General features: G+C 53.2%; 27 protein-coding genes and 2 pseudogenes. 28 read left to right on the forward strand and 1 reads right to left on the reverse strand.

Going from position 1 to position 24,478, the window contains the following annotated elements; all coding sequences use genetic code 11:
* Window positions 1–11 precede the first annotated feature (11 nt).
* Together AACL23_RS07325 and AACL23_RS07330 are read left to right on the forward strand one after the other, a co-directional pair.
* Entirely contained in the window at window positions 12–200 is a 189-nt protein-coding gene (locus AACL23_RS07325; protein WP_100103418.1) for a phage holin family protein, read from the forward strand.
* On the forward strand, window positions 197–694 hold the full coding sequence (locus AACL23_RS07330) for a lysozyme (protein WP_339050950.1): 498 nt from the start codon (window positions 197–199) through the stop codon (window positions 692–694). Before AACL23_RS07325 ends, AACL23_RS07330 begins: the two co-directional genes overlap by 4 nt.
* A gap of 121 nt (window positions 695–815) precedes the next feature.
* On the opposite strand, the gene AACL23_RS07335 is transcribed toward AACL23_RS07330, so the two are convergent.
* Window positions 816–1,679, reverse strand: coding sequence for a hypothetical protein (locus AACL23_RS07335; protein ID WP_100096052.1), 864 nt, complete (start codon window positions 1,677–1,679; stop codon window positions 816–818).
* Between the two features lie 294 nt (window positions 1,680–1,973).
* On the opposite strand from AACL23_RS07335, the gene AACL23_RS07340 reads away from it, so the two are divergent.
* The 26 genes and pseudogenes from AACL23_RS07340 to AACL23_RS07460 all read left to right on the forward strand — a co-directional run bounded on the left by AACL23_RS07340 (window position 1,974) and on the right by AACL23_RS07460 (window position 24,471).
* On the forward strand, window positions 1,974–2,453 hold the full coding sequence (locus AACL23_RS07340) for a lysis protein (protein ID WP_171967320.1): 480 nt from the start codon (window positions 1,974–1,976) through the stop codon (window positions 2,451–2,453).
* Between the two features lie 68 nt (window positions 2,454–2,521).
* Window positions 2,522–2,860 carry an HNH endonuclease signature motif containing protein gene (locus AACL23_RS07345; protein WP_339050953.1) on the forward strand — a complete coding sequence of 113 codons (339 nt, stop codon included), beginning with the start codon at window positions 2,522–2,524 and terminating at the stop codon, window positions 2,858–2,860.
* 207 nt (window positions 2,861–3,067) lie between these two features.
* Window positions 3,068–3,535, forward strand: a complete 468-nt coding sequence (locus tag AACL23_RS07350; RefSeq protein ID WP_339050406.1) for a phage terminase small subunit P27 family — start codon at window positions 3,068–3,070, stop codon at window positions 3,533–3,535.
* The gene (locus tag AACL23_RS07355; RefSeq protein ID WP_339050404.1) at window positions 3,486–5,234 is read left to right on the forward strand and encodes a terminase large subunit; all 1,749 of its coding nucleotides are present in this window, start codon (window positions 3,486–3,488) and stop codon (window positions 5,232–5,234) included. Before AACL23_RS07350 ends, AACL23_RS07355 begins: the two co-directional genes overlap by 50 nt.
* Window positions 5,234–6,502, forward strand: coding sequence for a phage portal protein (locus tag AACL23_RS07360; protein WP_339050402.1), 1,269 nt, complete (start codon window positions 5,234–5,236; stop codon window positions 6,500–6,502). The genes AACL23_RS07355 and AACL23_RS07360 overlap by 1 nt, the downstream gene beginning before the upstream one ends.
* 77 nt (window positions 6,503–6,579) lie before the next feature.
* Window positions 6,580–7,437, forward strand: a complete 858-nt coding sequence (locus AACL23_RS07365; RefSeq protein WP_339050401.1) for a head maturation protease, ClpP-related — start codon at window positions 6,580–6,582, stop codon at window positions 7,435–7,437.
* 12 nt (window positions 7,438–7,449) lie between these two features.
* Window positions 7,450–8,736 carry a phage major capsid protein gene (locus AACL23_RS07370; RefSeq protein WP_339050955.1) on the forward strand — a complete coding sequence of 429 codons (1,287 nt, stop codon included), beginning with the start codon at window positions 7,450–7,452 and terminating at the stop codon, window positions 8,734–8,736.
* A gap of 50 nt (window positions 8,737–8,786) precedes the next feature.
* Window positions 8,787–9,104 carry a head-tail connector protein gene (locus AACL23_RS07375; protein WP_171967324.1) on the forward strand — a complete coding sequence of 106 codons (318 nt, stop codon included), beginning with the start codon at window positions 8,787–8,789 and terminating at the stop codon, window positions 9,102–9,104.
* Complete coding sequence (locus AACL23_RS07380) at window positions 9,101–9,484, forward strand: phage head closure protein (protein ID WP_339050400.1); 384 nt, start codon at window positions 9,101–9,103, stop codon at window positions 9,482–9,484. The genes AACL23_RS07375 and AACL23_RS07380 overlap by 4 nt, the downstream gene beginning before the upstream one ends.
* Window positions 9,471–9,995 carry a hypothetical protein gene (locus AACL23_RS07385; RefSeq protein ID WP_171967328.1) on the forward strand — a complete coding sequence of 175 codons (525 nt, stop codon included), beginning with the start codon at window positions 9,471–9,473 and terminating at the stop codon, window positions 9,993–9,995. Before AACL23_RS07380 ends, AACL23_RS07385 begins: the two co-directional genes overlap by 14 nt.
* A complete protein-coding gene (locus AACL23_RS07390) occupies window positions 9,992–10,528 on the forward strand; it encodes a phage tail terminator protein (protein ID WP_339050399.1) in 537 nt (178 codons plus the stop codon). Before AACL23_RS07385 ends, AACL23_RS07390 begins: the two co-directional genes overlap by 4 nt.
* Window positions 10,529–10,566: 38 nt before the next feature.
* Window positions 10,567–10,614 (forward strand): annotated as a pseudogene (locus tag AACL23_RS07395) (hypothetical protein); the annotation flags it as partial.
* 477 nt (window positions 10,615–11,091) lie between these two features.
* Window positions 11,092–11,250 carry a hypothetical protein gene (locus tag AACL23_RS07400; RefSeq protein WP_339051665.1) on the forward strand — a complete coding sequence of 53 codons (159 nt, stop codon included), beginning with the start codon at window positions 11,092–11,094 and terminating at the stop codon, window positions 11,248–11,250.
* Complete coding sequence (locus AACL23_RS07405; RefSeq protein WP_339050957.1) at window positions 11,247–12,746, forward strand: phage tail sheath subtilisin-like domain-containing protein; 1,500 nt, start codon at window positions 11,247–11,249, stop codon at window positions 12,744–12,746. Before AACL23_RS07400 ends, AACL23_RS07405 begins: the two co-directional genes overlap by 4 nt.
* Window positions 12,746–13,102: a phage tail tube protein gene (locus AACL23_RS07410; protein WP_095033970.1), complete on the forward strand. Its 357-nt coding sequence runs from the start codon at window positions 12,746–12,748 to the stop codon at window positions 13,100–13,102. Before AACL23_RS07405 ends, AACL23_RS07410 begins: the two co-directional genes overlap by 1 nt.
* The gene (locus tag AACL23_RS07415) at window positions 13,099–13,452 is read left to right on the forward strand and encodes a phage tail assembly protein (protein ID WP_339050392.1); all 354 of its coding nucleotides are present in this window, start codon (window positions 13,099–13,101) and stop codon (window positions 13,450–13,452) included. The genes AACL23_RS07410 and AACL23_RS07415 overlap by 4 nt, the downstream gene beginning before the upstream one ends.
* Window positions 13,453–13,506: 54 nt before the next feature.
* On the forward strand, window positions 13,507–15,375 hold the full coding sequence (locus AACL23_RS07420) for a phage tail tape measure protein (RefSeq protein WP_339050390.1): 1,869 nt from the start codon (window positions 13,507–13,509) through the stop codon (window positions 15,373–15,375).
* A 30-nt stretch (window positions 15,376–15,405) separates the two neighbouring features.
* Window positions 15,406–16,725 carry a DNA circularization N-terminal domain-containing protein gene (locus AACL23_RS07425; protein WP_339051627.1) on the forward strand — a complete coding sequence of 440 codons (1,320 nt, stop codon included), beginning with the start codon at window positions 15,406–15,408 and terminating at the stop codon, window positions 16,723–16,725.
* Window positions 16,722–17,780, forward strand: coding sequence for a phage baseplate assembly protein (locus AACL23_RS07430; RefSeq protein WP_339050388.1), 1,059 nt, complete (start codon window positions 16,722–16,724; stop codon window positions 17,778–17,780). The genes AACL23_RS07425 and AACL23_RS07430 overlap by 4 nt, the downstream gene beginning before the upstream one ends.
* Before the next feature lie 44 nt (window positions 17,781–17,824).
* Window positions 17,825–18,394, forward strand: coding sequence for a phage baseplate assembly protein V (locus AACL23_RS07435; RefSeq protein WP_339050386.1), 570 nt, complete (start codon window positions 17,825–17,827; stop codon window positions 18,392–18,394).
* Window positions 18,395–18,397: 3 nt separating this feature from the next.
* Window positions 18,398–18,802, forward strand: a complete 405-nt coding sequence (locus AACL23_RS07440; RefSeq protein WP_422389642.1) for a phage GP46 family protein — start codon at window positions 18,398–18,400, stop codon at window positions 18,800–18,802.
* Complete coding sequence (locus AACL23_RS07445) at window positions 18,792–19,862, forward strand: baseplate J/gp47 family protein (RefSeq protein ID WP_339050959.1); 1,071 nt, start codon at window positions 18,792–18,794, stop codon at window positions 19,860–19,862. The genes AACL23_RS07440 and AACL23_RS07445 overlap by 11 nt, the downstream gene beginning before the upstream one ends.
* Window positions 19,852–20,451: a YmfQ family protein gene (locus AACL23_RS07450; protein WP_339050382.1), complete on the forward strand. Its 600-nt coding sequence runs from the start codon at window positions 19,852–19,854 to the stop codon at window positions 20,449–20,451. The genes AACL23_RS07445 and AACL23_RS07450 overlap by 11 nt, the downstream gene beginning before the upstream one ends.
* Window positions 20,438–21,327: pseudogene (locus AACL23_RS07455) on the forward strand (phage tail protein). The gene AACL23_RS07450 and the pseudogene AACL23_RS07455 overlap by 14 nt, the downstream one beginning before the upstream one ends.
* Window positions 21,328–21,353: 26 nt before the next feature.
* Window positions 21,354–21,461, forward strand: a complete 108-nt coding sequence (locus tag AACL23_RS10280; RefSeq protein ID WP_171967449.1) for a tail fiber assembly protein — start codon at window positions 21,354–21,356, stop codon at window positions 21,459–21,461.
* Window positions 21,462–21,750: 289 nt separating this feature from the next.
* The gene (locus AACL23_RS07460) at window positions 21,751–24,471 is read left to right on the forward strand and encodes an autotransporter outer membrane beta-barrel domain-containing protein (RefSeq protein ID WP_339050963.1); all 2,721 of its coding nucleotides are present in this window, start codon (window positions 21,751–21,753) and stop codon (window positions 24,469–24,471) included.
* Window positions 24,472–24,478: the final 7 nt, after the last annotated feature.

Here is a 24,478-nt window from a genome sequence, read left to right on the forward strand (position 1 = left end):
TAAACCTATCCATGAACAACATTGAAAAATACACAACGGGTACTGCCTATGGTGCGAGCGCGACGACGTTTCTATGCGGGGCGCTATCGCTCAGTGAATGGGCGCTGATTACCGGGATTATCTGTTCATTACTGACCGTTGGGCTGAACTGGTACTACCGGCACAAGGAATACCGTTTCCGAACGAGAAACCCATCATGAATAATCAACTTAAAAAACGCCTTCTGGTGGCAACGGCAGGCGGTGTATTAGCACTTGCTGGTGTCCTGGTACAATGGCATGAAGGTAAGCGCTATAAGCCCTATCGTGATGGGGGCGGTGTGCTCACTGTTTGTCACGGTCATACGGGTAAGGACGTTACGCCAGAGGAAATCTATAGCGAAGAAGAGTGTAGCGAGTTGATGAGGCGGGATTTGCAGATAGCACGTTCCGTAGTTGAACATTATGTCACTTTCCCGCTATCCGATTTACAGAAAGCCGCCTTGACTTCATTTGTTTACAACATCGGCAGTGGGGCGTTTGAGCGCTCTACGCTGCTGAAAAAGCTGAACGCCGGAGATTTGAGCGGAGCCTGTGATGAGATGCGCCGCTGGAAATATGACGAAGGAAAAGTATCAAAAGGATTGATTAACCGTAGAGCGATAGAGCGAGAACTTTGTTTAAAGCCAGATTTACTCACCAGTCCGACTCAATGAGCCTTGGCATCGTGCTGGGCTTGTCTATACGACCTGCGCCCCGCTGCGCAAATCACACGTCGAAATATAAGGATTATTATACAAAATTAACAAATAAAATAACATCTTAGCGTTAGTTTGATTAATCAATTCCTGGGTGAGATACTTTTATTTCACGAATATAATAATTTCCTTTATTATCAATATCTATATTCGCTTTCATACTCAAACAGGGATATTTAGCGTCCGGAAGACTTTGCTTATAAATATCAAATCTTTCATTTAAATGATTCTGTATTAGATTCAGTTCAACTTTAACTACATCATCTTTTTTTGTTGATATAGAGATACTTTGCAATTCGGGTGTTCCCACGAAGGACATTCCGCAACCAAGTTCGTGGATCCCATTTTTTATGGCTATAACTCCAGTTTGAGAAGCTATCACATCCAGTGATTTTTTTTGCGCTTTTGGCATATTAACAGTAATTTTTTCAAGTTCTAATTCAGTTAAAAATCCATGTTTGTAAAGTTTAGAATTTAATGTATAGGTGAATCTAGTGGCATCTTTCTTTAATTGTTCTAAATTGAAGTCCCCACGATTCATGACACCGTCAAGACTATGGCTAGCAGCACTTGTTATATCAATACTTTTCCCTGTAGTTGACAAATTTTCTATTGATAAAATATCGGTAATTAATAAATTAACCGTAAATAAATTATCATTAACTTCTGTTATCTTATAAGTGAATTTGTCTTTATAAGCCGGTGATACCATATCTCTCAATTGATTAAAACATTCTATTTTTCTGTCTGGATTATCATTATGGATAACATCAAACAATGCTTTCTTGGCTTCTTCTTTTCGTGTTCCACAAAACCAATCTGTAATTTTACCCCAAAGACTCTCTACATCGCTTTTGTTGGTAGCATTTTGAATTTTACTGATATCATAATCATTGATAGCTATATTAAGTAGAGCTCCTTCAAGCCTTATTTCTGTAGCCATACAATTCTCTCCTTTTTATTATTTATGCAAGACAAGACATAAATTAATAGAATAATCACAACACCAGATCACGATTTTTATAGCAACAAATGATACTCAAAATATTTCAAGAGGATGACGCCACGTGGATATTCATTTTTGCCCTGTATGCGGCCCCTTTTGCAGAGACTGACTTTGCCTCGGTTAGCCGTCAGGAATGCTCATCAAAAGCGCGTGGCGAAAAAGCGAAAGCCATATTTGAGTTAAATTTTGAAACAGCCTAGGCTATTAGCAGTATAGCGTATTGTGTAGAAAATGACCTGGAAAATTCCTCTCATTATCGCTTTGCTACTGACCTCAATGTCAGGTGTAACCCTGTATTACCGGACACTGTATTACGATGCTGAAAAAGCACGAAAGATTGCTGTATCGGATAGGGAAAAACAACAGATTGCATTTGAGCAGCTAAATCGGCAGATGCAGACCGTCACTGCGCTGGACACACAACACACCAAAGAGCTTGAACATGACCAGAACCTTATTGCCCAGCTTGAGCGCGATGTGGCTGATGGGCGTCGCCGGTTGCGCGTCAAGGCAACCTGCCCCAACCTGTCCGCCTATTCCTCCGCCTCCCGCGTGGATGATGCAACCGCACCCCGACTTACTGACGCCACTCAACGGGATTATTTCACTCTCAGAGCCCGCCTCTCCCTCGCAGAGCAGCAAATAACAGGGTTGCAGGAGTATATACGGCAGGTGGTTTTGCGGGATCCACAGGCCAAACCGAATCCCTAAACCTTGAGGTCAATACGGTTGTCCCTGAATAAAAAGGGGGGGAATACTCTCCCCACAAGGTGAACATCGTGAAGAAAAACCAACTATATGGTTCACGCTGGGATAAAGCACGCCGGGCATTTCTTGCAAAAAATCCCTTGTGTGTCATGTGTCAAGCCCACCATTTGATTCATCCGGCCACCGTGGTTGACCATATCATTCCTCACCGTCTGCGCTTTGCTCAGACAACAGAAGAAGTCACGGCAGCACAAAAACGTTTCTGGGATGAAAAGAACTGGCAGCCACTCTGTGCTCAGCATCACAACACCACCAAGCAACGGATGGAGAAAAGTGGCAAAGGCTATGGTTGTGATGAAAACGGGATGCCGAGTGATCCCGATAGTCACTGGTATCAGGGTAAAAAGTGATCTCCTCATCGAGGATCTATTATGTTTTTATTATATATCAACAGGATAAGTGGATAGGGTGGGTTAAAAGTTTCTCTAAGAAGGACTTCCTGACCCATTGGCCCCGTTTGTACACACAGTCGCGAAATGAAAACCAGTTTCACAAAATATCGTATATAGTTGAAATATAGACACTTTTTGTGAAATCTTGACAAAAAGGATATATTGATGGCGGGAAGACGCCCAAAACCCACCGCATTAAAATTAGTGACCGGCAATCCGGGAAGAAGACCCCTCAATAGCGCTGAGCCTACACCACCACCTTATTCAGCGCAACCCCCAACACATTTATCCAATACGGCAAAAGACACCTGGGAACGGCTGACTCAATTACTCAATAGTATGAGCGTGTTAACCCTCGCTGATGCTTTTGCTTTGGAAAGGCTGTGTGATATTTACGATGAAATTCTACGGTATCGCGCCATGATACAGAGAAAGGGGGAAACATTTGAGGTGCATTCCCAGAACGGTGTATTAATCAAGGCCAATCCCGCCGTTTCCATGCTGTCTGATGCCGATAAACGCTTTAAAAGTTATCTGGTGGAATTTGGCTTGACACCTGCGGCAAGAACAAAGGTGAGGACGCATGACACGGAAAAAGAACCTGACGAACTCGACGAATTCTTCGCTCACTGATTTAGCCACAGACTATGCCACTGCGGTAGTTTCAGGCGCGGAGCTTGCCGGGCCTGATATTCGTCATGCCTGTCAACGTCACTTGCGGGATTTAGCCACGGCGAATACCCGCGGTATCCTGTGGAACTTATCGGCAGCTCAGCGGGCTATTCGTTTTTTTTTCAACGTATTGAAATTGAACGGCGGTATCTATGAAGGCAAGCCGTTTCATTTGCTACCCTGGCAGTGTTTTATCGTGGGCTCCCTTTTCGGCTGGAAAAACAGTGAAGGACAACGCCGGTTTCGGATGGCATACGTTGAGGCAGGGAAAGGATCGGGGAAATCCCCTCTGGCGGCGGGCATTGGGTTGTACTGTCTGGTGGCCGATAATGAAGCGCGAGCCGAAGTCTACGCCGCCGCCACCAAAAAAGACCAGGCGATGATCCTGTTTCGTGACGCGGTCGCCATGGTAGACCAATCGCCCAGGCTGGCCGAACGAATACAGAAATCCGGTGGGGCGGGCAAGGAATGGAATCTGGCCTTTTTACAGGCCAGTGCTTTTTTCCGGCCTATCAGCGCCGATAATGGGCAATCCGGCCCCCGTCCTCACTGTGCCTTGATTGATGAAATTCACGAACACAAAAGTCATCAGGTCGTTGAAATGATGCGGGCGGGCACCAAAGGCCGCCAACAGGCATTGATTTTCATGATCACCAATAGCGGCCATAACAAAACCAGTGTGTGCTACGACTATCACGAATACGGGCGTAAAGTGGCAGAAGGGAGCATGGAAGATGAGAGCTTTTTTGCGTTCATCTGTTCGCTGGACGAAGGTGATGACCCTTTTAAAGAGAACGGTTGCTGGAAAAAAGCCAATCCCTCATTAGGTCATACGTTCAGCGATCGCTATTTGCAGGAGCAAGTCACGCAAGCCCGGGGTATGCCCGCCAAAGAGAGCCTGGTGCGTCGTCTTAATTTCTGTCAGTGGGTCGATGCGGAGAATCCCTGGATAAATAGTGATCGCTGGATGGCGTGTGAGGAAACCTCGCTGGATTTAGGGGCGCTGGCAAACTCACCCTGCTACGGGGGGCTGGATTTATCCGGCAAGCAGGATTTAACGGCGCTGGCGCTTTATTGGCCGGAAGAAAAAGTGGCTTATGTCGAGTTCTGGACACCGAAAGACACCTTGCTGGAACGTGCCAGGGTCGACAGAGTGCCTTACGATGCCTGGTTGCGAGAAGGTTATCTTAACGCACCGCCAGGGAATGCGATTAATCTGGGTTTTGTTGCCCAACGGATAGCGGAATTATCTGCACGATATACCCTCAATCGTATTGCCTACGATGCGTATCATATGGATTATTTACGGCCAGAACTGGAAAACGAAGGGGTGAATACGGTATTAACGCCTCACGGACAAGGCTTCGGCAAATCAAAACAATCCGGACTTTGGATGCCGCGATCCATTGAATTGTTTGAGCAGCGTCTTCTCGGTGGCGAATTACGTATTGATTTCAACCCCTGCCTACGTTGGAACGCCGCGAATACCGTGATTGAAGAAGACAAAAACGGCAACCGGGTTTTTAGTAAACGTCGCAGTAACGGGCGCATTGACGGTGTTGTTGCGTTGGCGATGGCCATCGGGGCCGCCGAGGGTGTGGAGGAAGAAATCGGCGATCTGGATGGCTTTTTAACGAATCCGATTATGGTAGGGCTGTAGTGAAACAACACAAATCCCCCGGAAAAATCAAAAGTGCCCTGCTCAACTGGCTAGGGGTGCCACAGAATGTCACGGAGACACGGTCGTCGTTTCATGACTATAGCCAGAGTCAAAGCGGGCAAGTGGTGACGGCCGATAAAGCCCTGCAACTGTCCGCCGTCTGGGCCTGTGTGCGGCTGTTGAGTGAATCGATATCCACGTTACCGCTCAAACTGTATCACCGCGAACCGGATGGCTCACGCAGCCTGGCGCAGCAACACCCTGTTTACAACGTCCTGTGTCGGCGCCCTAACCTGGACATGACCCCCTCCCGCTTTATGCAGATGGTGGTGGCCAGTTTATGTTTACGCGGCAATGCCTTTATTGAAAAAAAGACAATAGGGCAACGTCTGATTGCATTAGTCCCGCGATTACCCCAAAACATCACCGTGATACGACGGAATAATGGGCGACTGGAATACCATGATACCGAGAACCCCAGAGGTGATCCGTCATTAAAACCCCGGGTGATTGCAGATAACGACATGATGCACATACGTGGTTTTGGGTTAGATGGGGTTTGCGGCATGATGCCGCTGAAATCCGGTCGTGAGGTGTTTGGCTCGGCCATGTCACTCGAAACAACGGCGGCACGGTATTTCCAGAAAGGCATGTCGGCATCCGGTTTTGTCACTTTCGACAAATTACTCACCAGGGAGCAACGAGACACGTTTAATAAAGAGCTTGAGCGATTTTCAGGGTCAGAAAATACCGGAAAAGTCATGCTGCTGGAAGCCGGGATGAAATTCAATGGCATCACCCTTGACCCACAAACCTCTCAGATGCTGGAAAGCCGCGATCATAGCGTCGAAGAAATCTGTCGATGGTATCGTGTCCCGCCGTTTATGGTCGGTCATATGACCCAACAAAGCAGTTGGGCCTCCAGCGTAGAAGGGATGAACCTGATTTTCCTGACCAATACATTACGGCCCTTACTGGTGAACATTGAACAGGAGATCGCCCGTTGCCTGCTGGAGAATGACGAAGACCATTTTGCAGAGTTTTCTGTGGAAGGCCTACTGAGAACGGACAGTAATGGTCGAGCGGCCTATTACACCACTGCGTTACAAAATGGCTGGATGAGTCGCAATGATGTGCGACGGCTGGAAAATCTGCCGCCGATTGAGGGCGGTGAGCTGTATACCGTTCAGTTGAACCTGACGCCACTCCATCAACTGGGACAGGAAAATGACGGCAAAAAAGCGCGAGCCGCGCTCAATGCCGGGTGATGCCCTGCCCCATCCCCTTCTCATCCCCCGAGCAGCGCCTGGCCTGGCCAGCAACAGAATAACTGGAGTTTTTCCCGATGAAAAAAAATGCCCTTCCGGTATTACCGGCGGTTTTTCCCTGTCCGACAATGACCAGTGAAATTTTACCGTCCGCATTGGCCATGTGGAACAGCCGCATCAGGGCATCGAGCCAGGATGAGAATACGCTATCGATATTTGAGTCGATTGGGCAGGATTGGGCAGGCGAAGGCGTGACCGCTCAACGAATGGGGGCAATATTGCGGTCACTGGAGGGGAAAGCGGTCACCGTCAATATCAATTCGCCGGGGGGCGATCTGTTTGAAGGGCTGACTATCTACAATCAGCTACGTGAATACCCCGGCAAGGTCACTGTGAAAATATTGGGACTCGCGGCCTCAGCCGCTTCCATCATTGCCATGTCAGGCGATGAGATACAAATCGGGCGAAGTGCTTTCCTGATGATCCACAACACCTGGGGTATGGCAGTCGGTCATCGCCATGACTTTGCCGACATGGCGGAAAAAATGGCGCCCTTTGATTTGGCGATGCGGGAGATTTACGTCGCCAGAACCGGCATGGATGAAACGACGATCACCGCGATGATGGACAGGGAAACCTGGATGAATGGAGGCGAAGCGATAGAGAAAGGGTTTGCGGATGCCCTCCTGCCCTCAGACAGCACGCAACAGGATAACGATTCGCCCATCGCCGCCCTGAGAAAACTGGATGCCCTCCTGGCAAAAGCCAATACGCCCCGTGCTGAACGACGAGGATTATTGAACGCCTTACGGGGTGATATGCCGGGCGCTATCCCCCCCTCTCACGGTACGCCCTGCGCTGCCCATGAGGTTTCTTCCGAGACCTGGACGCAACTGGACAATGCCTTGCGTCGTCTGGTGTCAATACCCCATTAAACTGGAGACTATATGTCTGAGATGAATGAAATGTTTAAAAAAGTCACCGCTTCTATTGAAGAAGCCAGCAGCAAATATAGTGCCCAGGCAGAAAAAGCCCTGAAGGAAGCGCAAAAATCCGGGCAGCTTTCCTCAGAAACCAGAGCGGCCGTCGATAAAATGGCGGTCGAACTCAATGCCTTGCGCGAAGCAGAAAAAACCCTGAAAGCCCAGGTGGGGGAAGTGGAACAGCATATCGCCCAAATGCCGGTGGCCAATGCGTTGAACGTGGTGAGTTCTATCGGTCAACAGGTGGTGGGCATGGAGGCAGTACAGGCTTTAGGCTCGGGAATGGAATCGAGTAAACGGGTGATAGCACCGGTTAACGCCGCCCTGATTTCATCGGATGTCAGAGGAACGATTGTCGCGCCAGACCGTCAATCAGACCTCTTGACCCAGCCGAAGCCACGGTTGTTCATTCGTGATTTGATCGCCAGTGGAAAGACGCAAAGTAACACGATTTACTACGTGAAGCAGAAAGGATTGACCAATCATGCCAGGACGGTTGCGGAAAATACCGTTAAGCCCTATAGCACGATTGAATTTGAAGAGGCCACAGTCCCCGTTCGCACGATTGCCCATCTCTTTAAGGCATCCAGGCAGATTCTGGATGATTTTTCGCAACTGGCCTCCCTGATCGACATGGAATTGCGTTATGGCCTCAAATACGTGGAAGAGCAGCAAATGCTCTTCGGGGACGGTACCGGTTCAAACCTGAACGGGATCTTCACGCAGGCCACTGCATTCCAGGCGGAATTAACCCCCTCCCACCGCACCGCGATTGATGATTTGCGTCTGGCCATGCTGCAAGCGCAACTGGCCCGTATTCCTGCGACAGGACATGTGTTGCACTTCAGCAACTGGGCACAGATTGAACTCATCAAGGATACGCTGGGGCGTTATCTCCTCTCCAATCCGGCAGCCCTGACGACGCCGACATTGTGGGGCTTGCCCGTCGTCGTCACAGAAGCCGCTGGGTTTAAAGACAAATTCCTGGTGGGGGCATTCAGTTTAGGGGCGCAACTGTTTGACCGTGAAGAAGCGAATGTGGTGATCAGTACCGAGAATACCGATGATTTTGAAAAAAACATGATCTCCATCCGTTGTGAAGAGCGTCTGGCGCTCGCGGTTTACCGTCCTGAAGCGTTTATCAAAGGGAATTTAACCCAGATAGAGGTCTCACCTTCCGCTCCGTCAAATGCAGGAGGTGCGCGGAAAAGCGGTCAATCAGGGAATCATGGTGGGGAGTCATCCACTTAAACAGGATGGTCTGCCGATGCAGGCCATTTTTTGACTGGAAATAAACCCCCATGTGGATTAACAAGGCACAGGTCAAACGACAATGCAGGATTGAACTGGACGATAACAGTGAAGATATGCTGCTGGAGAGTTATATCGCCGCCGTAGAGCAAAAAACCATCGCCCATCTGAACCGTCATCTCTACAAAGCATCCGTGCCTAAAACTGACCCTGACGGACTGGTTATCAATGCCGCGATTATTCAGGGTATGCTGCTCCTGGTGACGGGGTTATATGAGCATCGTGGAGGGGTATCAGATATAGAACAGTTATCTGTTTTTCCGTTTTTCAGGTTTCTGGTGGATGACTACAGGCTGAGCGGATTATGACACCTCATTATGGTAGAGCGCATTCTCGTTTCCCCGAGCCGGGACAGTTAAACAAGCGCATTTTGTTTTATACGCGACAGGATGAACCGATAGGCGCCAGTGGAACACAGGCGGCGAATCAAGGCGCGTGTACGGTTTGGGGACAATTGATCCCCGTCAGTGACACCCTGCGCATCCATTCTTTTCAAATCAACAAAACCGTCACGCATAAAATCATAGTGAGATACAGACAGTCGCTTTACGACAGCAGTCAAGCAGTGATTAAGGGTGTGGTTTACCAGATACGTGGCGTGACGGATATTCACAGTGCGGGTCGTTTTCTGGCCTTTTCGTGCGAAGAAACCAGCAGTCAACCAGAAAGAGGAAATGAGTTTGGATAATCTCCATATTGAGTTTCATCAACCCAAAGATCTGGTCTTTAATCGTCTCCTGGTTCGCCGTGCTTTTATGAAAATCGGTCAAAGGCATCAGGAAGAAGCGCGTCGTCGACTGATGAAGCGGGGGGGCCGTTCTCAAGCAGGAGAGACCCCCCGATGGCAAACGGGCCGACTAGCGCAATCTATCGGTTACCACGTCCCTCGCCCTGCCTCACGACGACCCGGATTGATGGTCAAGATAGCGCCCAATCAGAAGCGAGGGATAGGCAGTCAAGATATTGCAGGCGATTTTTACCCTGTTTTTCTGCATCACGGGGTACGCAGCGCGTCCTACGGCATGCCTAAACAACATAAACGACAAAAGAGTCACCACAAGAGCGGTGGTTGGCGAATTGAGAAACGTCAAAATTACATGGTTGCCACATTAATGCGTCTGAAAAGTTGGACGTGCTACACGTTAAAGAAAGCACTGCGTAAATCACTTCGGCCTGAGCGCCGACGGAGTCATTCATGAAATTGAGTCCTGTTATTTCGGCCTTACGCGCCCATTGCCCCCGTTTTGAAAACAGGGTCGGCAGCGTGGCGCACTACGAAGATTTACCCGAGTGCGGCAAACTGGCCCTCCCCGCGGCCTATGTCCTCCCAGGAGAAGAGGTCGTGGGGGAACAACGTGCCCAGAATGCCTATTGGCAGGCCCTCACCGAACGGTTCTCTGTGGTGGTGATTCTCCATCACCGCCGTCATGGGAGCGGGGGACGGCCCTCGGTGGACCTGCTGCATGACGTACGTGCGGACATTTGGCGCGCGTTGCTCGGTTGGGCACCTGACCCGGAGGGTGGGACCATTGAATATGCGGGGGGAGAGCCGTTAGAGGCCAACCGCGCGGAATATCATTACTTATTTGAATTTCAGGTCCGCACCGAGATTCACCCTGAAGACACCCGTCAAGCGCAAGAGTTGGCCGCGTTGCCCGAATGGGGCACCCTCTGTCTCGAGCGTCCTTCCCCTGAGCCCGACCTCTTTCTTTCACTGGAGTCAACCAAATGACGATGTTTGTCAAACCCAACCGAGGGCGCCTCGTGCCCATGCCCAATTATCACGGCCTGCCTGAAACGGCACTGCCCCCCAACGGGGCTTATGTGCCCGAAGAGGGCTACTGGTTTCGACGGTTAGGCGCGCGGGAAGTCGAACGCATCCCGGCCAGGCCCACAGAGTGGAACAAAGACGGGACCTATGTGTACACGCAGGGGCACTGGTGGTTTCGGCGCCGTCACGATGGCAAAGCCCCCTCGCCCGAATCTCCCGATGAAACCGGCACCTGTCTGCCCGAGGGGGGAGATTGGTTTCGCCGCCTGGACGATGACGAGGTGTCGCGCACATTGACGGCGCCAAAGGCCTTCTTTCAGCGCCAGAGAGGGGAGGCGTTCATATACAGGGAAAACAGGGGGTTTGAACGATTGCCCGTCGGCACCTCGCTGTTGCCCGTCCCTGACCGTGCAGAGGTGACGTACGTGCACAAGGGCGGCGTCTGGTATCAACCCTGCCCCCTGGACAAAGACAGCGACGAAGATCAGCCCGATGACAGCGCCAGCGCCGGTGAGGGGCCGTCTGTGCCTTTGCCCGAACCCCACGAAGAGCCTGAGGAAGCGCCCGAGGAAGACCCTGAGGAAGCGCCTGAGGAAGCACCTGAGGAAGACCCTGAGGAAGAAATGCCTGCCGGGAACATTCGTCTGACCCCACACATGCCCCCATCGGAGGAGACCCCATGAGCATCAGTTTCAACACCCTTCCCTCAGACCTGCGCGTCCCGCTGTTTTACGCGGAGATGGACAACAGCCGGGCGAATACGGCCCAGGAGAGCCGCAGGGCCTTATTGCTCGGTCACGCTTTGCCCGACGCCCCGATAAAGACGAATACCCCGGTGAGGATGCCGACTGAGGCGCTCGCTCAAAAATTGACGGGCCGCGGGAGTCAACTGCACCGCATGGTGACGGCCTATCGTCGCATTGACCCTTTGGGGGAACTGTGGGTCATCGCGGTGCCGGAGCCGAAGCCCCCCGGTGGGCCGGCCTGGTCCTGTCTGGGCCTGGTCGGCAGACCTCAGGCTCCAGGGGTGCTGAGCCTGTGGATAGGCTGCCGTCGCCTTCGGGTGGCGGTGAATCCGGCCCAGACGCTCGATGAGATAGCCGAGCATCTCACCCAGGCCATCAACACCGCATCGGATTTGCCGGTGACCGCCAGACTCAGGGAGGATAGGGAGATTCTTTTGACTGCCCGGCATTCGGGCATGACGGGCCGCGACATTCCCCTGTCGACGAATCCGCTGTCAGCGGGAGAGGAGACCTCGCCTCCGGGGCTGGCTTTAGTGGTCGACAGGATGAGGGGAGACGATTATACCCCCGATGTGACGGCCGCCATCGCCGCGATGGGCGATACCCCCTTTGACTTTATCGGTCTGCCCTTTCACGACAGCGACACCCTGGCCCTGTTTGAGCAGGAAATGAACGAGCAGAGCGGCCGCTGGAGTCCGTACCGACAACTTTACGGTCATGTGTACACGGCCAAAACGGGCTCCTTATCTGAACTGGTTGCCCTGGGCGAGTCTTTAAACTCACCGCATCTGACGGTCGCCGGCTATGAACCGGCCATCCAGACCTGCCTGGATGAAGGGGTGGCGGCACGACTGGCCCGCTCGGCGGTTTTTCTGCGGGCAGACCCCGCCAGACCCACCCAAACAGGCGAGCTCAACGGCGTCTTGCCCGCGCCCGTGGGCAAACGCTTTACGTTGACAGAGCAGCAATCGCTCCTGTCCCATGGCATCGCGACCGCGTATGTCGAAGGGGGTGCCTTGCGGATACAGCGCGACATCACGACGTACAAAAAAAATGCGGCGGGCGTGGCAGACAACAGTTATCTCGACAGCGAAACCCTGCACACCAGTGCGTCTGTCCTCAGGCGACTCAAATCGGTCATCACCTCCAGGTATGGACGACACAAGCTCGCTGACGACGGCACCCGCTTTGGTGCCGGCCAGGCGATTGTCACGCCCTCGGTCATTCGGGCGGAGCTGTGCGCGGTGTATCGCCAGCTCGAGCGGGAAGGCATGGTGGAAAATGTGGAGGCTTTCCGTGCCCATCTCATCGTCGAGCGCCATGCGCATGACCCGAACCGGCTGGATGTCCTGTTTCCGCCCGATTATGTGAATGCGCTCAGGGTCTTTGCTGTCATCAATCAATTTCGGTTGCAATACCAGGAGAACGTCTGATGAGAAAGACCGCGGGTACCTGTTACTTCAAAGTGGATGGTCAACAACTGACCCTGAGCGGCGGCATAGAGGTGCCGATGAACACCGTCGTTCGGGAAGATATTCTCGGCCTCAATGGGGAGGTCTTTTACAAGGAAACCCACCGGGCGCCCTTTGTCAAGGGCACCTTTATCGTCGAGCGCGCGTTTCCCCTTCAAAAACTGGTCAGCGCGACCCAGATGACCCTCACCGCCGAACTGGCGAATGGGCAGGTGTATGTGCTGTCAGGCGCCTGGCTCTCGGGTGAAGCCAACCACCACACCGAAGAGGGCACCGTTGACCTCGAATTTCACGGACAGGAAGGATTTTATCAATGACCTCCATCGCACTCAGCAAGCCAATCAAGGTCCACAACGAAACCATTTCAGTACTGGACATTCAGGAACCCACTTTCGATCAGGTTGAAAAGTTCGGCATTCCTTTCAGTTACTCTGAGCGAGGCGATATGCGACTGGATACGCGTTCAGCCCTGGCTTATCTGCCTGAACTGGCGGGGATACCGCGTTCCTCCGCACAACAGCTGGCGCTACATGATGTGTTTGTCGCGTCGATGACCCTCGTGGGTTTTTTTACCGGTGCCCAGAACTCAGCCGTCTCAGCCGACGATTCTACAACATCGCCTGGTTCTGGCGAATCAATCCCTTCGATTTACGACAGCGTCCCTTGAATCAGTTATTTGATTTAGAAGCGCAAGCGATTCGAATTCAGCAGGAGCAACACCTTGGCTGACCAGGTCGAACTCAAAGCAATCATCACGGCGGTCGACAAACTCTCGGCCCCGCTCAAAGGCATGCGTCGGGAAGTCAAGACCTTCAAGCAGGAATTCAGGGCAGGGATGGTGGGCGCGGCGGCCCTGGGGGCAGGGGTGATGACGGCGATGGCCGGCCCCATCAAACAAGCGATAGACTTTGAATCCACGATGGCAGATGTCCGAAAAGTCGTTGAGTTTGAGACCCCTGAGCAGTTTAAAAAAATGTCGCAGGATATTCTCGCACTGTCCCATCGTTTACCGATGGCGGCGGAGGGGATAGGTCAAATTGTGGCGGCGGGGGGACAGGCGAATATCGCCAAAAACGAGCTCTTGGCCTTTGCTGGTGCGGCCGTCAAAATGGGGGTGGCCTTTGACCAGAGTGCAGCGCAAGCCGGTCAGATGATGGCGACCTGGCGTACCGCGTTCCGGTTAACGCAAAATGAGGTCGTCTCGCTGGCCGATAAAATCAATGACCTTGGCAATCACGGACCGGCCAATGCCGCAAAAATCTCTGACATTGTGACCCGGATTGGCCCACTGGGCGCGGTGGCCGGTATGGCCTCGGGTGAGATGGCGGCGCTGGGCGCGACGATTGGGGGGATGGGGGTTGAGGCCGATGTGACGGCGACGGGCATTAAAAAATTGATGCTGGCGTTAACCTCAGGCAAATCAGCCACCTTGTTACAGAAAAAGGCGCTGCGCTTTCTTAACATCAATCCGTCTCAACTGGCCGTGGAGATGCAAAAAGACGCCAAAGGGGCGCTACTGAAGGTGCTCGACACACTGAGTCAGGTCCCGAAAGCCAAACAGTCTGCGGTCATGAAAGCGCTGTTCGGCTCAGAATCTCTCGGTGCCATTGCCCCGCTGTTGAGCAACCTTGAACGATTAAAAGTGAACTTCGATAGAGTGGCCGACGTACAAAAGTACGCGGGCTCGATGCAGAAAGAATATGCCGCCCGTGCGGCCACTACCGCCAATGCGATACAGCTGTTTAAAAATCAGATATACGTCGCCAGCGTCACTATAGGGTCCATTTTTTTACCCGCTATCACAAGAACACTCAACAGGGTGAGGCCATTGATCGAGCAATGTCGTCACTGGATAAAAGCCCATCCAGAACTGATAAAATCATTGGCTCAGTGGGGTGTTTATCTACTGGGCACCGCGACGGCGGTAGGGGTGGTCACTCGGGCCTTCAAGATTTTTAACAGCGTGATGAACATGTCAACGCTGGGTAAACTGGTCACGTTAATGGTAATAGGCGGTGGACTTATCGTCGATAACTGGGAAACGATCGGCCCGATGATTAAAGCAGTCTGGCGAAATATTGATGGCGTTATTCAGGCAATAGGGGGTTGGGAAACCGGGCTCAAAAGCGTCGCGGTATTGACGGCGGGGTCCTGGCTATTATCGATGGGGAAAGGCCTGTCAGGCGCACAGGCTCAGGTGATGAAGCTGTCGAAGAGTCTCAAAGGCATGGCCAGCATGGGGGTGGTCACCGTCACGATTGCGGTGCTGTTTGACTGGATGAAACGGCTGGACACGCTCCGCGGTGAGGCGGCAAGGCAGCATACCAATGTGGGAACGTTGCTGGTCAATCGGTTACAGGAGGCTGAACAGGCCCGAGGTTACACGGGATTTCTCCCTCGCCTGAAAGAGCTGCTCAATATTGAGGGACGCCCACCCGCCCAGTTATCACTGGCCAGCCCAAGACCCCAGCCCGGGGAACTGACCGTTTCCTTTCAAAATGCCCCGCCCGGCATGACCGTGCAACCCGCCACGCAATCCCCTGTCTGGTTGAACTACGATGTCGGATACAATCGCTTTGCCCGGCGGTAAAAACGGCCCACTTTTTTCTGAGGAGGGATGATGACGGACTGGACAAACAGGTTACACCCCGCCTCGTTTCGGGGCGTGCCGTTTCAGGTCGAAGGGGATGAAGCCACCTTGGGTCGACGGGTCCAGACGCACGAATATCCGAACCGCGACCAACCCTATACCGAAGACCTGGGTCGGGCGACCCGACGCTTTCAAATCAGTGCCTATCTGGTGGGGGAAGACTATCTGGTCCAGAGAGACAGACTGATTATCGCCATCGAAACCCCGGGGCCGGGAACGCTGGTTCACCCGTACTACGGCGAACTCTCTGTGTGCATGGAAGGTGACGTCCGGGTCCGCCACAGCGGCCGTGAAGGTCGGCTGTGCCGCGTCAGCTTCAGTGTCGTCGAAGCCGGGGAACTGTCTTTTCCGACCGCAGGCATCGCCACGAGCCAAACACTCCTCTCTTCCAGTTCCGCATTGAACGATCGGATTTCTGACGCGTTTACCCGTGTGGGCCTGAAAGGCTTGCCGGATTTTGCACAGGCCGGTGTGCTGGCGAATGCCAAAGACAGGATGGGCCATATCACCCAGGCCTTTGACCGTATCGACATCGGGATAGCCGCGGCTTCCCGCCTGCTGCAGGGGGATATGTCGGTCATCCTGGCACAGGGCTCTGCCGGTAAACATCTGATTGAAGCCATACAACGACTGTGGCGTTCGGGCAGGCGGACCGCGCACAACGCCGCCACGCTCACCCAGCAAATCAAGACGCTATCGGGCATCACGCTGGGGCATGATTTGGCCCCGCGTGGCGTCTGGAAAAGCGATAAGCCCAGCGTACAGGCGGAACGTAGACAAAGTAATCGTATTGCGGCTTTGTTGCGTACGACGGCCATCCATGAGGCAGCCCTGCGACTCACACAACTGCCCCCACCGCGTACCGCCCTGTTACCGGTTAATCAACGTGAGAAACGTCAGATACAGGTCAATCTGTCCCATCCCGCCTTGCACGCAGGTTTAGATGCGTCAGACAGTGAAGTTGAGAGTACCGCGGTCACGTGGGAGACATTGATGGCAGTGAGAGAGGCGCTGAATCAGGCCATTGAGCGCGAACAGACATTATCGCCAGATGATGCGCTTTTTCTGGCCTTGCAGCGAGTGAAAACGGAGGTGCATCGTGATATGGCCACGAGATTGGCGCAAGGTGAAAAAACGGTCCTGCGCACCCCAGAAACCGTGCGCCCCGCCTTGGTTCTGGCGGCGCAGTGGTATGACCATGCCGCAAGAGAAACCGACATCACCTCACGTAATCGGGTGCCTCATCCGGGGTTTGTCCCGCAGCAGCCATTACGCGTCCCTCTCCGATGACGGATGCGGTGATATTACGCGTCAACGGGCGTGACTGGGGCGGCTGGACGCGTGTCCAAATCTCCGCCGGGATTGAGCGTCTTGCCCGCGATTTCAATGTAGAAATCACTCGCCAGTGGCCTGGGGAGTCGGGCAGTGCGCCGTTACAGCCCAGAATTCAAAAAGGGGAGCTTGTCGAAGTCCTGATGGGTCAGGATAAAGTGTTAACCGGATGGATTGAAGCCACGCCTGTCCGTTACGATGCCCTCAGTATCCATGTCGGCATCACCGGCCGGAGTAAAACCGCGGATTTGATTGACTGTGCGGCCTCGCCCACCGATTTTGACGATCACACCTTAATTCAAATAGCGACCCAACTGACCAAGCCGTTTGGCATCACAGTCATCAATCAAGGTGTTCCAAAAACGCGATTACAGAGGCTCCAGGCGGATTACGGTGAAACGGTGCATGAAGTCTTAAACAAAGCCCTGGGACTCCAGCAGGCGCTGGCATGGGATGATGAGCACGGCAATCTGTTGATAGGCAGGGTGGGGAATGACCGAGCCACGACGGCGTTGGTCTGGGGTGACAATATTTTAAGCGGTGATACCGAGCAAAGTATCCGGGACCGTTTTTCCGAATATCAGGTGGCGGGACAACGCAGTGGTGACGATGCCGATTTTGGCGAAGCCACCTTAACCGCGCTGAGAGCGAAAGCGAAAGACCGCCAAATCACACGTTATCGCCCGCAACATATTCAGCAATCCGGTCAGGCCACCGGGGCGAGCTGTCGTCAACGGGCCGAATTTGAAGCCCAACAGCGCGCCGCCAGAACCGAAGAAACCACCTATACGGTTCAAGGCTGGCGACAAGGCAACGGCAGTCTATGGCAGCCAAACCAGCGGGTGAGCGTCTTCGACCCCGTGCTGGGTTTTCACCATCGAGAGCTGGTGATTGGAGAAGTCGTGTATACCCAGAATGAAGGGGGCACCCTCTGCCAGTTACGCGTGGCCCCCGAAGCGGCTTATATTCCCCCTCTTCAGGAACAGAAGTCAGAAGAAGAGAATTTTTTTTGATACGGTCCTGTTTTATTTTTTTTACTTCAATCAATGAGTGATGTATGCAAAAGATGCTGTCTGTGTTGCAGCGACACCTCTCCCGCCTGTGGTCAAGAGCCTGTGTGAACCGGCTTGACAGCACCGCGGCCTGCCAGCGAGTGGATGTCTCCTTGATGGCAGGGGAAACGAAAGCAGGGATGGAATACCTGGAGCCGTACGGATTCACCTCCACCGCCCATGCCGGCGCGGAAGGGGTGGCCCTGTTTCTCTCTGGCGACCGCTCGCATGGCATCGTCATCAATATGGCCGACAGGCGTTATCGTCTCAAAGACTTACAAACGGGAGAAGTGGCCCTGTATACGGATGAAGGAGACCATATTGTGCTCAAACGCGGACGGGTGATAGAAGTCACCACCGACACCTTTGTGGTGAAAGCCAAAAATAAAGTGGTGCTCGATACCCCTCGGGTGGACACCTCCGGAGAAATCACCGCTGAAAAATCCATCGTCTCCCAGTCTGAAATACAGGACAAGCTGGGTTCCCTGAGTTCAATGCGAGACCAGTACAACAGTCACACCCACTCGGGCGACAGCGGGGGCAGCACAGGCCAGCCTCATCAGAGGATGAGGTAAATGATGAGGGTCAATGGCCATCCTGCTGAGACCGTTTCAGACAGCCTGACCCGAGCGGTGGTCATCTCCCTGTTCACCTGGCGACGGGCGGAGCCGGATGACGACACCGAAACCCCGATGGGTTGGTGGGGCGATACGTGGCCCACGGTGGCGAATGACCGCATCGGCTCAAGACTGTATCTGCTCAGGCGAAGCAGGCTCACCGCGCAGACCGCACAAAAAGCCCGTGACTATATCGCGCAAGCCCTCCAGTGGATGAGGGAGGATGGAATAGTGGATCGCATGGATATTGCGGTCACTCGTTCCGGTCTCGATACGCTCACCGCGACGCTGACCCTCACCGTGCGCCAGAGCCCCCCGACAACCCTCACCTTTGACAATATCTGGGAGGCCATTCATGCCACATAGCGGATTCTCCCGCCCCTCACTACCGACCTTAATCGACACCATCCGAAGTGATTTGTTCACCCGATTGAACGAAGACAATCTGTTAAGGCGCTGTGATGCGGAAGTCACTGCGCGGGTTCAGGCGGCGGCCGTGCACACCTTATACGGGTATCTCGATTATTTAGCGAGAAACATGTTACCGGACCTGGCGGATGAAGCGTGGCTGGTGCGACATGCGAACATCAAGCGCTGTCCGCGTAAAGGGGCCACGACGGCCACGGGATTTGTGCGCTGGGAAGGGGTGCCCAATGCCCTGTCGATGTCCTCTGATACTGAAATACAAAGAGACGATGGGCAGACCTACACCACCACAAAAATGACCTCAGCCCTCAACGGCGTGCTTCGCGTGCCTGTGGTGGCACAGGAAGCAGGACAGGCCGGCAACTGTGAAGACAAGACCGCCCTGAGACTGCTGAGCCCGATACCCGGGCTTTCTTCCACGGGCTATGCCGATGAGATACAGGGCGGCCACGATATCGAAGACCTGGAGCGCTGGCGACAGCGCATCATCGCGCGTTGGTATGACATCCCTCAAGGGGGCGCGGATGGAGACTACGTGCGCTGGGCGAAAGAAGTGTTGGGAATAAGCCGCGCCTGGACGCATCGACATAAAAACGGACCAGGTACCGTGGGCGTCATGGTGGCCACCGACGACCCGGACCATCCGGCACCCACACAGGACATCTTGACTCAAGTCAGAGAACACATTTTACCCCTTGCTCCCGTGGCGGGCAGTGGCCTGACGGTCTTTGCGGTGAACCCCAAATCCGTGCCTGTTTCTCTCGCGTTATCGACCGACCGGCCCGACATCCGGTCTGCCGTCATCGCCGAAATCCAGGCCTTTTTTCAACGGGAGGGCGAACCGGGAAGCACACTTTTTCTCTCCCGCCTGAGGGAGGTCATCAGCCTGGCGGCCGGAGAAGTGGCCCACCAGTTGAGGCTGCCGACCACCGACATTCTGCTGGGCAAAACCGAGGTGCCCGTATCAGGCCCCGTGACCTGGACGCCCTATGCCCCATAAACCGAATTTAGATGAAGATTATACGCGACTGTTACAATCGCTGTTACCGCCCGGCCCTGCCTGGGCCGGGGACAACCCCCTGCTCGACGGCCTGGCCCCGTCTCTGGCGAGAGTGCATCAGCGGGCCGACGACCTGATGAAGGAAATCAACCCGGCCCAATCGATGGAACTGACCGACCGTTACGACACCCTCTGTGGTTTGCCGGACCCCTGTCTTGACCCCAAACCCCAAACCCGGGAAGAGCGCCAACAGATTCTCGATGCCAAGGTCAACACCGTCGGTGGGATGCATGAGGGCTTTTTCCTCGAACAGCTCCGCCTGTTGGGCTATCCCACGGCCACCCTGGAACAGTGTCAACACCTTGACCGCTCCCCTGACCCCGCTTGGGGCGACCGATGGCGCTATTACTGGCGAGTCCATATCCCTGCCGAGGCCAGGATACGAACCATGACCTGTGTCAGTGCCTGTGATTCCCCCCTGCGTCATTGGGGCGAGCGGGCGGTCGAATGTGTGATAGAGCGCCTGTGTCCGTCCCATACCCAGGTCCTTTTTGCTTACCCCAAAGGAGACAATCATGCATCGCATTGACACCCCCACGGTCCAACCTGACAAATTTGGGCAAGGCAAACCGGGGTTTACCAACGGAGACCCCACCACCGGGACCCGTGCTACGGATTTGAACAGCGACTTCTTTGATGCCCTCCAGGAAGAACTCTGCACCGTCATTGAAAAAACAGGGACAAGATTAAACAAACACGAACATACGCAACTGTATCAGGCCATCCAGACCTGTGCCGAAAACGCGGCCAATCGAAAGCTGTCTAAAAAGAAAAACGGCAAGGACATCCTGGACAAAGCGCAATTTATAGAAAACCTCGGATTGACAGAAACGGTCGAACTGGCCAAAGAGGCCATCCCGTATCATCGTAAAATTAATGGCAAATCCCTCACTCAGGATGTGCAGCTCACCGCCACCGATGTGAATGCGGTGACGCCACAAATATTACGTCTGGAAGTCCCGGTCGGGGTGCCTCTGCCCTGGCCAACGGACAGGCCACCGACCGGGTGGCGTCTGTGCAATGGAGACCGATTTGACAAAACACACTATCCCCTCTTAGCCCTGGCCTATCCTTCAGGACAATTGCCGGACTTACGGGGAGAATTTATTCGGGGCGCGGATGCCGGCAGAAAAGTGGATACAGGCAGAAAGGTATTGAGCACCCAGGGCGATGCCATCAGAAACATCACGGGCCAGTTCGGGTATGTGAGGCAAGGGCAATGGGGACCTTGGGTGACCGCCACTGGGGCTTTTTATCAGACCTCGAATTCAGTGCGGCCATCAAAAGAGGCGACCCTGATAACTGGGGCTCCGTCTCTGCGTTTGATGCCTCCCGGGTTGTCCCCACCGCCCACGAAAACCGGCCTCGTAATGTGGCGTTCAACTACATTGTTCGAGGCGCTTGAGGATGGGGGTTTTGGCGCCTCCCTGATTGAGAAAAAAATACACCCTTAACGCCTGGAAAACCTATCGCGTCGCCCTTCATCGCATTGACCCCAAGGCGGGGCAAATAGCCTGGCCAGAAGTGCCGAGGGGGTAGGATGAAGGGACTTGTACCCAGATTTGGGTGCAGGCTCGTTTTATTTTCCTGACCGCTTAAGAATCAGCCCCCCTTTCGCTTCCTCTTTTACCCTCAATACAATCCACCCTTTGTTTTTGCTTATTCAAAGCGCCTCAAAAAAACCCCTCATCTGTTCCCTCCTTTTGCTCATTAGAAATTTGACTTTTTTGTAAAAGCTTATTTAATTATTGAATTGGTCAATATATTAATCAGTCTGTATGACGCGACATCCATCACGAGCCCATCCCTTCCAATAGAGTGAAAAACGATGCGATACAAAAAAATCACACTGCACACCCTCAGGCTGTCTGTGCTGACGATGTTGATACACAGTGGGGGCAGTGTTTCAGAAACACAGATTTTTAATGGAGGAACAAGTCAGTTGACTGAACAGGCTTACCTTGAGGGGATAGAGGCAAGGAATCAAGCTCAAGTGAATAATCGACCAGGACAACCTCTATCCCTATCCAGCGGTGGAAATGAAAAAGCCGCCGTCAAAGCCACTGGAGAGGGCACCTCTGTGATGCTGGAAGGCACTGAAGAGCAAAAAATTAAAGTTGAAACACAAGATACAGGAAGTTCTTATGGTCTTTGGGCGATAGACAAGTCTACCCTGACAGCCAAGCACATGGAGATAACCTTGAAGGATGCCAACGACACCGCGGTCGCTGTTCAGACAGGGGCAAAAGTGGATATTGGGAACAGCACCCTCAGCGGCACCCAAAATAAATTTTATGGTCTTTGGGCCTCAGGACAAGACACAGAGGTCACGGGTCATCAACTGAAGATAAATTCACAGGGAGATGATAGCAAAGCGGTCACTTCTTACAGTGCAAAAATAACTCTCAAAGACAGCACCATCAGCAGTCACGGGAAAAAAGTTTTTGGTATTCTCACATGGGATTCTGCCAAGGTGACAGGCCATCATCTGGACATCAAGGTAGAGGGGGAAAATGTCAGAGCTATAGACGCTAACAGCAATTCCACAGTGGATATCCAAAACAGCACCCTGAGCAGTATCGGGCAAAACGCTTTTGGTATTGTCGCATTGGAGCGTGCCAAAGTGACAGGCCATCATCTGGACATCAAGGCAGAGGGGCAAGGTGCCAACGCTATAAATATTTCAGGAGATTCCACAGTGGATATCCAAGACAGCACCCTGAGCAGTCACGGTGAAAACGCTTTTGGTATTGTCGCAGTGAAGAATGCCAGGGTGACAGGCCATCATCTGGACATCCAGGTAGCGGGTCAAGGTGCTAATGCTATAAACGCTAACGAAAATTCAACGATTCATCTTCATGACAGCCATATTCAAACCCTGGCCACACCCTCCGCGGTGCTGTATTCGGAAACAGGCGCCACAGACACGACAGTGACCATCACGGGAGGGTCTCTCCATGCCGCCGGTGACCTGATTGTGTCTAAAGGCGGAAAAACGAACATTGTTTTCAGCAAGGTCGTTATCTCCCCGCCGGGCAGTGGACATGCCATTCATTTTACCGGGACAGAAGGAGAAGTCGATTTAACGCTGAACCAGACAGCCCTGTCCGGGAACATCGTGGCGGAGGGTGGGAATAAAGCCAAACTGACCCTGGATTCTGGCAGTACCTGGTCGTTTACCAACAATGCTACTGTAACAAACTTGAAAAATGCAGGAGAGATTGTCTTTAAATCCCCTCATGACACCGCTTCGTTTTCTACCCTCACCACAGACGATTACGAGGGCAATTCCGGGAAAATCCTGTTTCACGCCCGCCTGGAAGGCGACGATTCGCCGGCGAATCAATTGATTATCAATCAATCCTCCAAAGGCAACACCCGTGTGACAGTGCGTAATGTGGGCGGGAAAGGGAGCGCCACCAAAGGCGGCATTCGACTGATTGAAGCCAAAGAGGGCACTGACGGCACCTTTGTTCAGGATGGCCCCATCGTGGCCGGCTCTTATCAGTACTCTCTACGGAAAGGGACGACAGAAGACAGTAAAAACCACTGGTATCTGGTGTCCTCATGGTTTGCCCGACCTGAGAGCCTCAGCTATGCCCAGAATCTTCACGCGGCCAATACGATGTTTCACATGACCCTGCATGAGCGCCTGGGTGAAACCCAGTATACCGAGGCCCTGTCAGAGGACAGCCCTGTCCCTGGGATGTGGATAAGGGCGTCAGGAGGTCATCATACCTCTTCCCTGTCTGACAACGACGCGCAATCTCACCGCTATGTGATGATGCTCGGCGGAGACATCGCCCAGTGGTCTTCTAATGGCCTCAACCGTTATCATTTGGGCGTGATGGGCGGATATGGCCATGAATACAGCACAGCGCATCATCGTACGAATGAGATTTCCTCGCAAGGGAAGGTGCGCGGCTACAGCGTAGGGGGGTATGCGACCTGGTATCAAAACCGCAAAGCGCCTTCGGGTTTTTACGTCGATACCTGGGCGCTGTATCACTGGCTCAAGAATGACGTGACGGGTCAGGAGAGGCCGACAGAGTCTTACAAAAGCCGAGGCTTGACCGCGTCTGTGGAGGGGGGATATCTGTTGAAGGTAGGGGAATATGTTTCCCGCTCGGGAATACTGCACAGTTTTTGGGTTCAGCCCAAAGCGCAGCTCACCTGGATGGACGTCAAGCCGGAGGACCACACTGACCAGAACGGCACCCGGGTGACGGGTCAAGGGAATTACCTGCAGAGTCGACTGGGTTTACGGGCGCATCTGCTGGGGCACAGCCCGCAGGATGAAGGAAAACAACGGGAGTTTGAACCCTTTATTGAAGCGAACTGGATTTATCAACCCAAGCCGACGGCCATCAGGATGGACGACAGAAAGTATGAGATTCAAGGGGCGCGTCACCTCGGTGAATTCAAAATGGGCGTGGACGCAAAACTCAGTTCGCGTTTACATCTATGGGGCCATGTGGCTCAACAAATCGGGAAAAAAGAGTACGCAGACACCCGGGGTACCATCGGGGTCAAATATCATTTTCAATGACCGCCAT

It is taken from the genome of Candidatus Williamhamiltonella endosymbiont of Tuberolachnus salignus, assembly GCF_964019775.1.
GTDB lineage: Bacteria > Pseudomonadota > Gammaproteobacteria > Enterobacterales > Enterobacteriaceae > Hamiltonella > Hamiltonella defendens.

Bases quoted from the DNA above. Each gene is read 5' to 3' on its own strand.
- AACL23_RS07445 (WP_339050959.1), top strand. From the start codon at position 18,792: ATGCCACATAGCGGATTCTCCCGCCCCTCACTACCGACCTTAATCGAC.
- AACL23_RS07435 (WP_339050386.1), top strand. From the start codon at position 17,825: ATGCAAAAGATGCTGTCTGTGTTGCAGCGACACCTCTCCCGCCTGTGG.
- AACL23_RS07405 (WP_339050957.1), top strand. From the start codon at position 11,247: ATGAGCATCAGTTTCAACACCCTTCCCTCAGACCTGCGCGTCCCGCTG.
- AACL23_RS07335 (WP_100096052.1), bottom strand. From the start codon at position 1,679: ATGGCTACAGAAATAAGGCTTGAAGGAGCTCTACTTAATATAGCTATC.
- AACL23_RS07440 (WP_422389642.1), top strand. From the start codon at position 18,398: ATGAGGGTCAATGGCCATCCTGCTGAGACCGTTTCAGACAGCCTGACC.
- AACL23_RS07365 (WP_339050401.1), top strand. From the start codon at position 6,580: ATGAAAAAAAATGCCCTTCCGGTATTACCGGCGGTTTTTCCCTGTCCG.
- AACL23_RS07430 (WP_339050388.1), top strand. From the start codon at position 16,722: ATGACGGATGCGGTGATATTACGCGTCAACGGGCGTGACTGGGGCGGC.
- AACL23_RS07370 (WP_339050955.1), top strand. From the start codon at position 7,450: ATGTCTGAGATGAATGAAATGTTTAAAAAAGTCACCGCTTCTATTGAA.
- AACL23_RS07325 (WP_100103418.1), top strand. From the start codon at position 12: ATGAACAACATTGAAAAATACACAACGGGTACTGCCTATGGTGCGAGC.
- AACL23_RS07415 (WP_339050392.1), top strand. From the start codon at position 13,099: ATGACCTCCATCGCACTCAGCAAGCCAATCAAGGTCCACAACGAAACC.
- AACL23_RS07380 (WP_339050400.1), top strand. From the start codon at position 9,101: ATGACACCTCATTATGGTAGAGCGCATTCTCGTTTCCCCGAGCCGGGA.
- AACL23_RS07450 (WP_339050382.1), top strand. From the start codon at position 19,852: ATGCCCCATAAACCGAATTTAGATGAAGATTATACGCGACTGTTACAA.
- AACL23_RS07350 (WP_339050406.1), top strand. From the start codon at position 3,068: ATGGCGGGAAGACGCCCAAAACCCACCGCATTAAAATTAGTGACCGGC.
- AACL23_RS07385 (WP_171967328.1), top strand. From the start codon at position 9,471: ATGAGTTTGGATAATCTCCATATTGAGTTTCATCAACCCAAAGATCTG.
- AACL23_RS07330 (WP_339050950.1), top strand. From the start codon at position 197: ATGAATAATCAACTTAAAAAACGCCTTCTGGTGGCAACGGCAGGCGGT.
- AACL23_RS07340 (WP_171967320.1), top strand. From the start codon at position 1,974: ATGACCTGGAAAATTCCTCTCATTATCGCTTTGCTACTGACCTCAATG.
- AACL23_RS07375 (WP_171967324.1), top strand. From the start codon at position 8,787: ATGTGGATTAACAAGGCACAGGTCAAACGACAATGCAGGATTGAACTG.
- AACL23_RS07355 (WP_339050404.1), top strand. From the start codon at position 3,486: ATGACACGGAAAAAGAACCTGACGAACTCGACGAATTCTTCGCTCACT.
- AACL23_RS07425 (WP_339051627.1), top strand. From the start codon at position 15,406: ATGACGGACTGGACAAACAGGTTACACCCCGCCTCGTTTCGGGGCGTG.
- AACL23_RS07460 (WP_339050963.1), top strand. From the start codon at position 21,751: ATGCGATACAAAAAAATCACACTGCACACCCTCAGGCTGTCTGTGCTG.
- AACL23_RS07410 (WP_095033970.1), top strand. From the start codon at position 12,746: ATGAGAAAGACCGCGGGTACCTGTTACTTCAAAGTGGATGGTCAACAA.
- AACL23_RS07390 (WP_339050399.1), top strand. From the start codon at position 9,992: ATGAAATTGAGTCCTGTTATTTCGGCCTTACGCGCCCATTGCCCCCGT.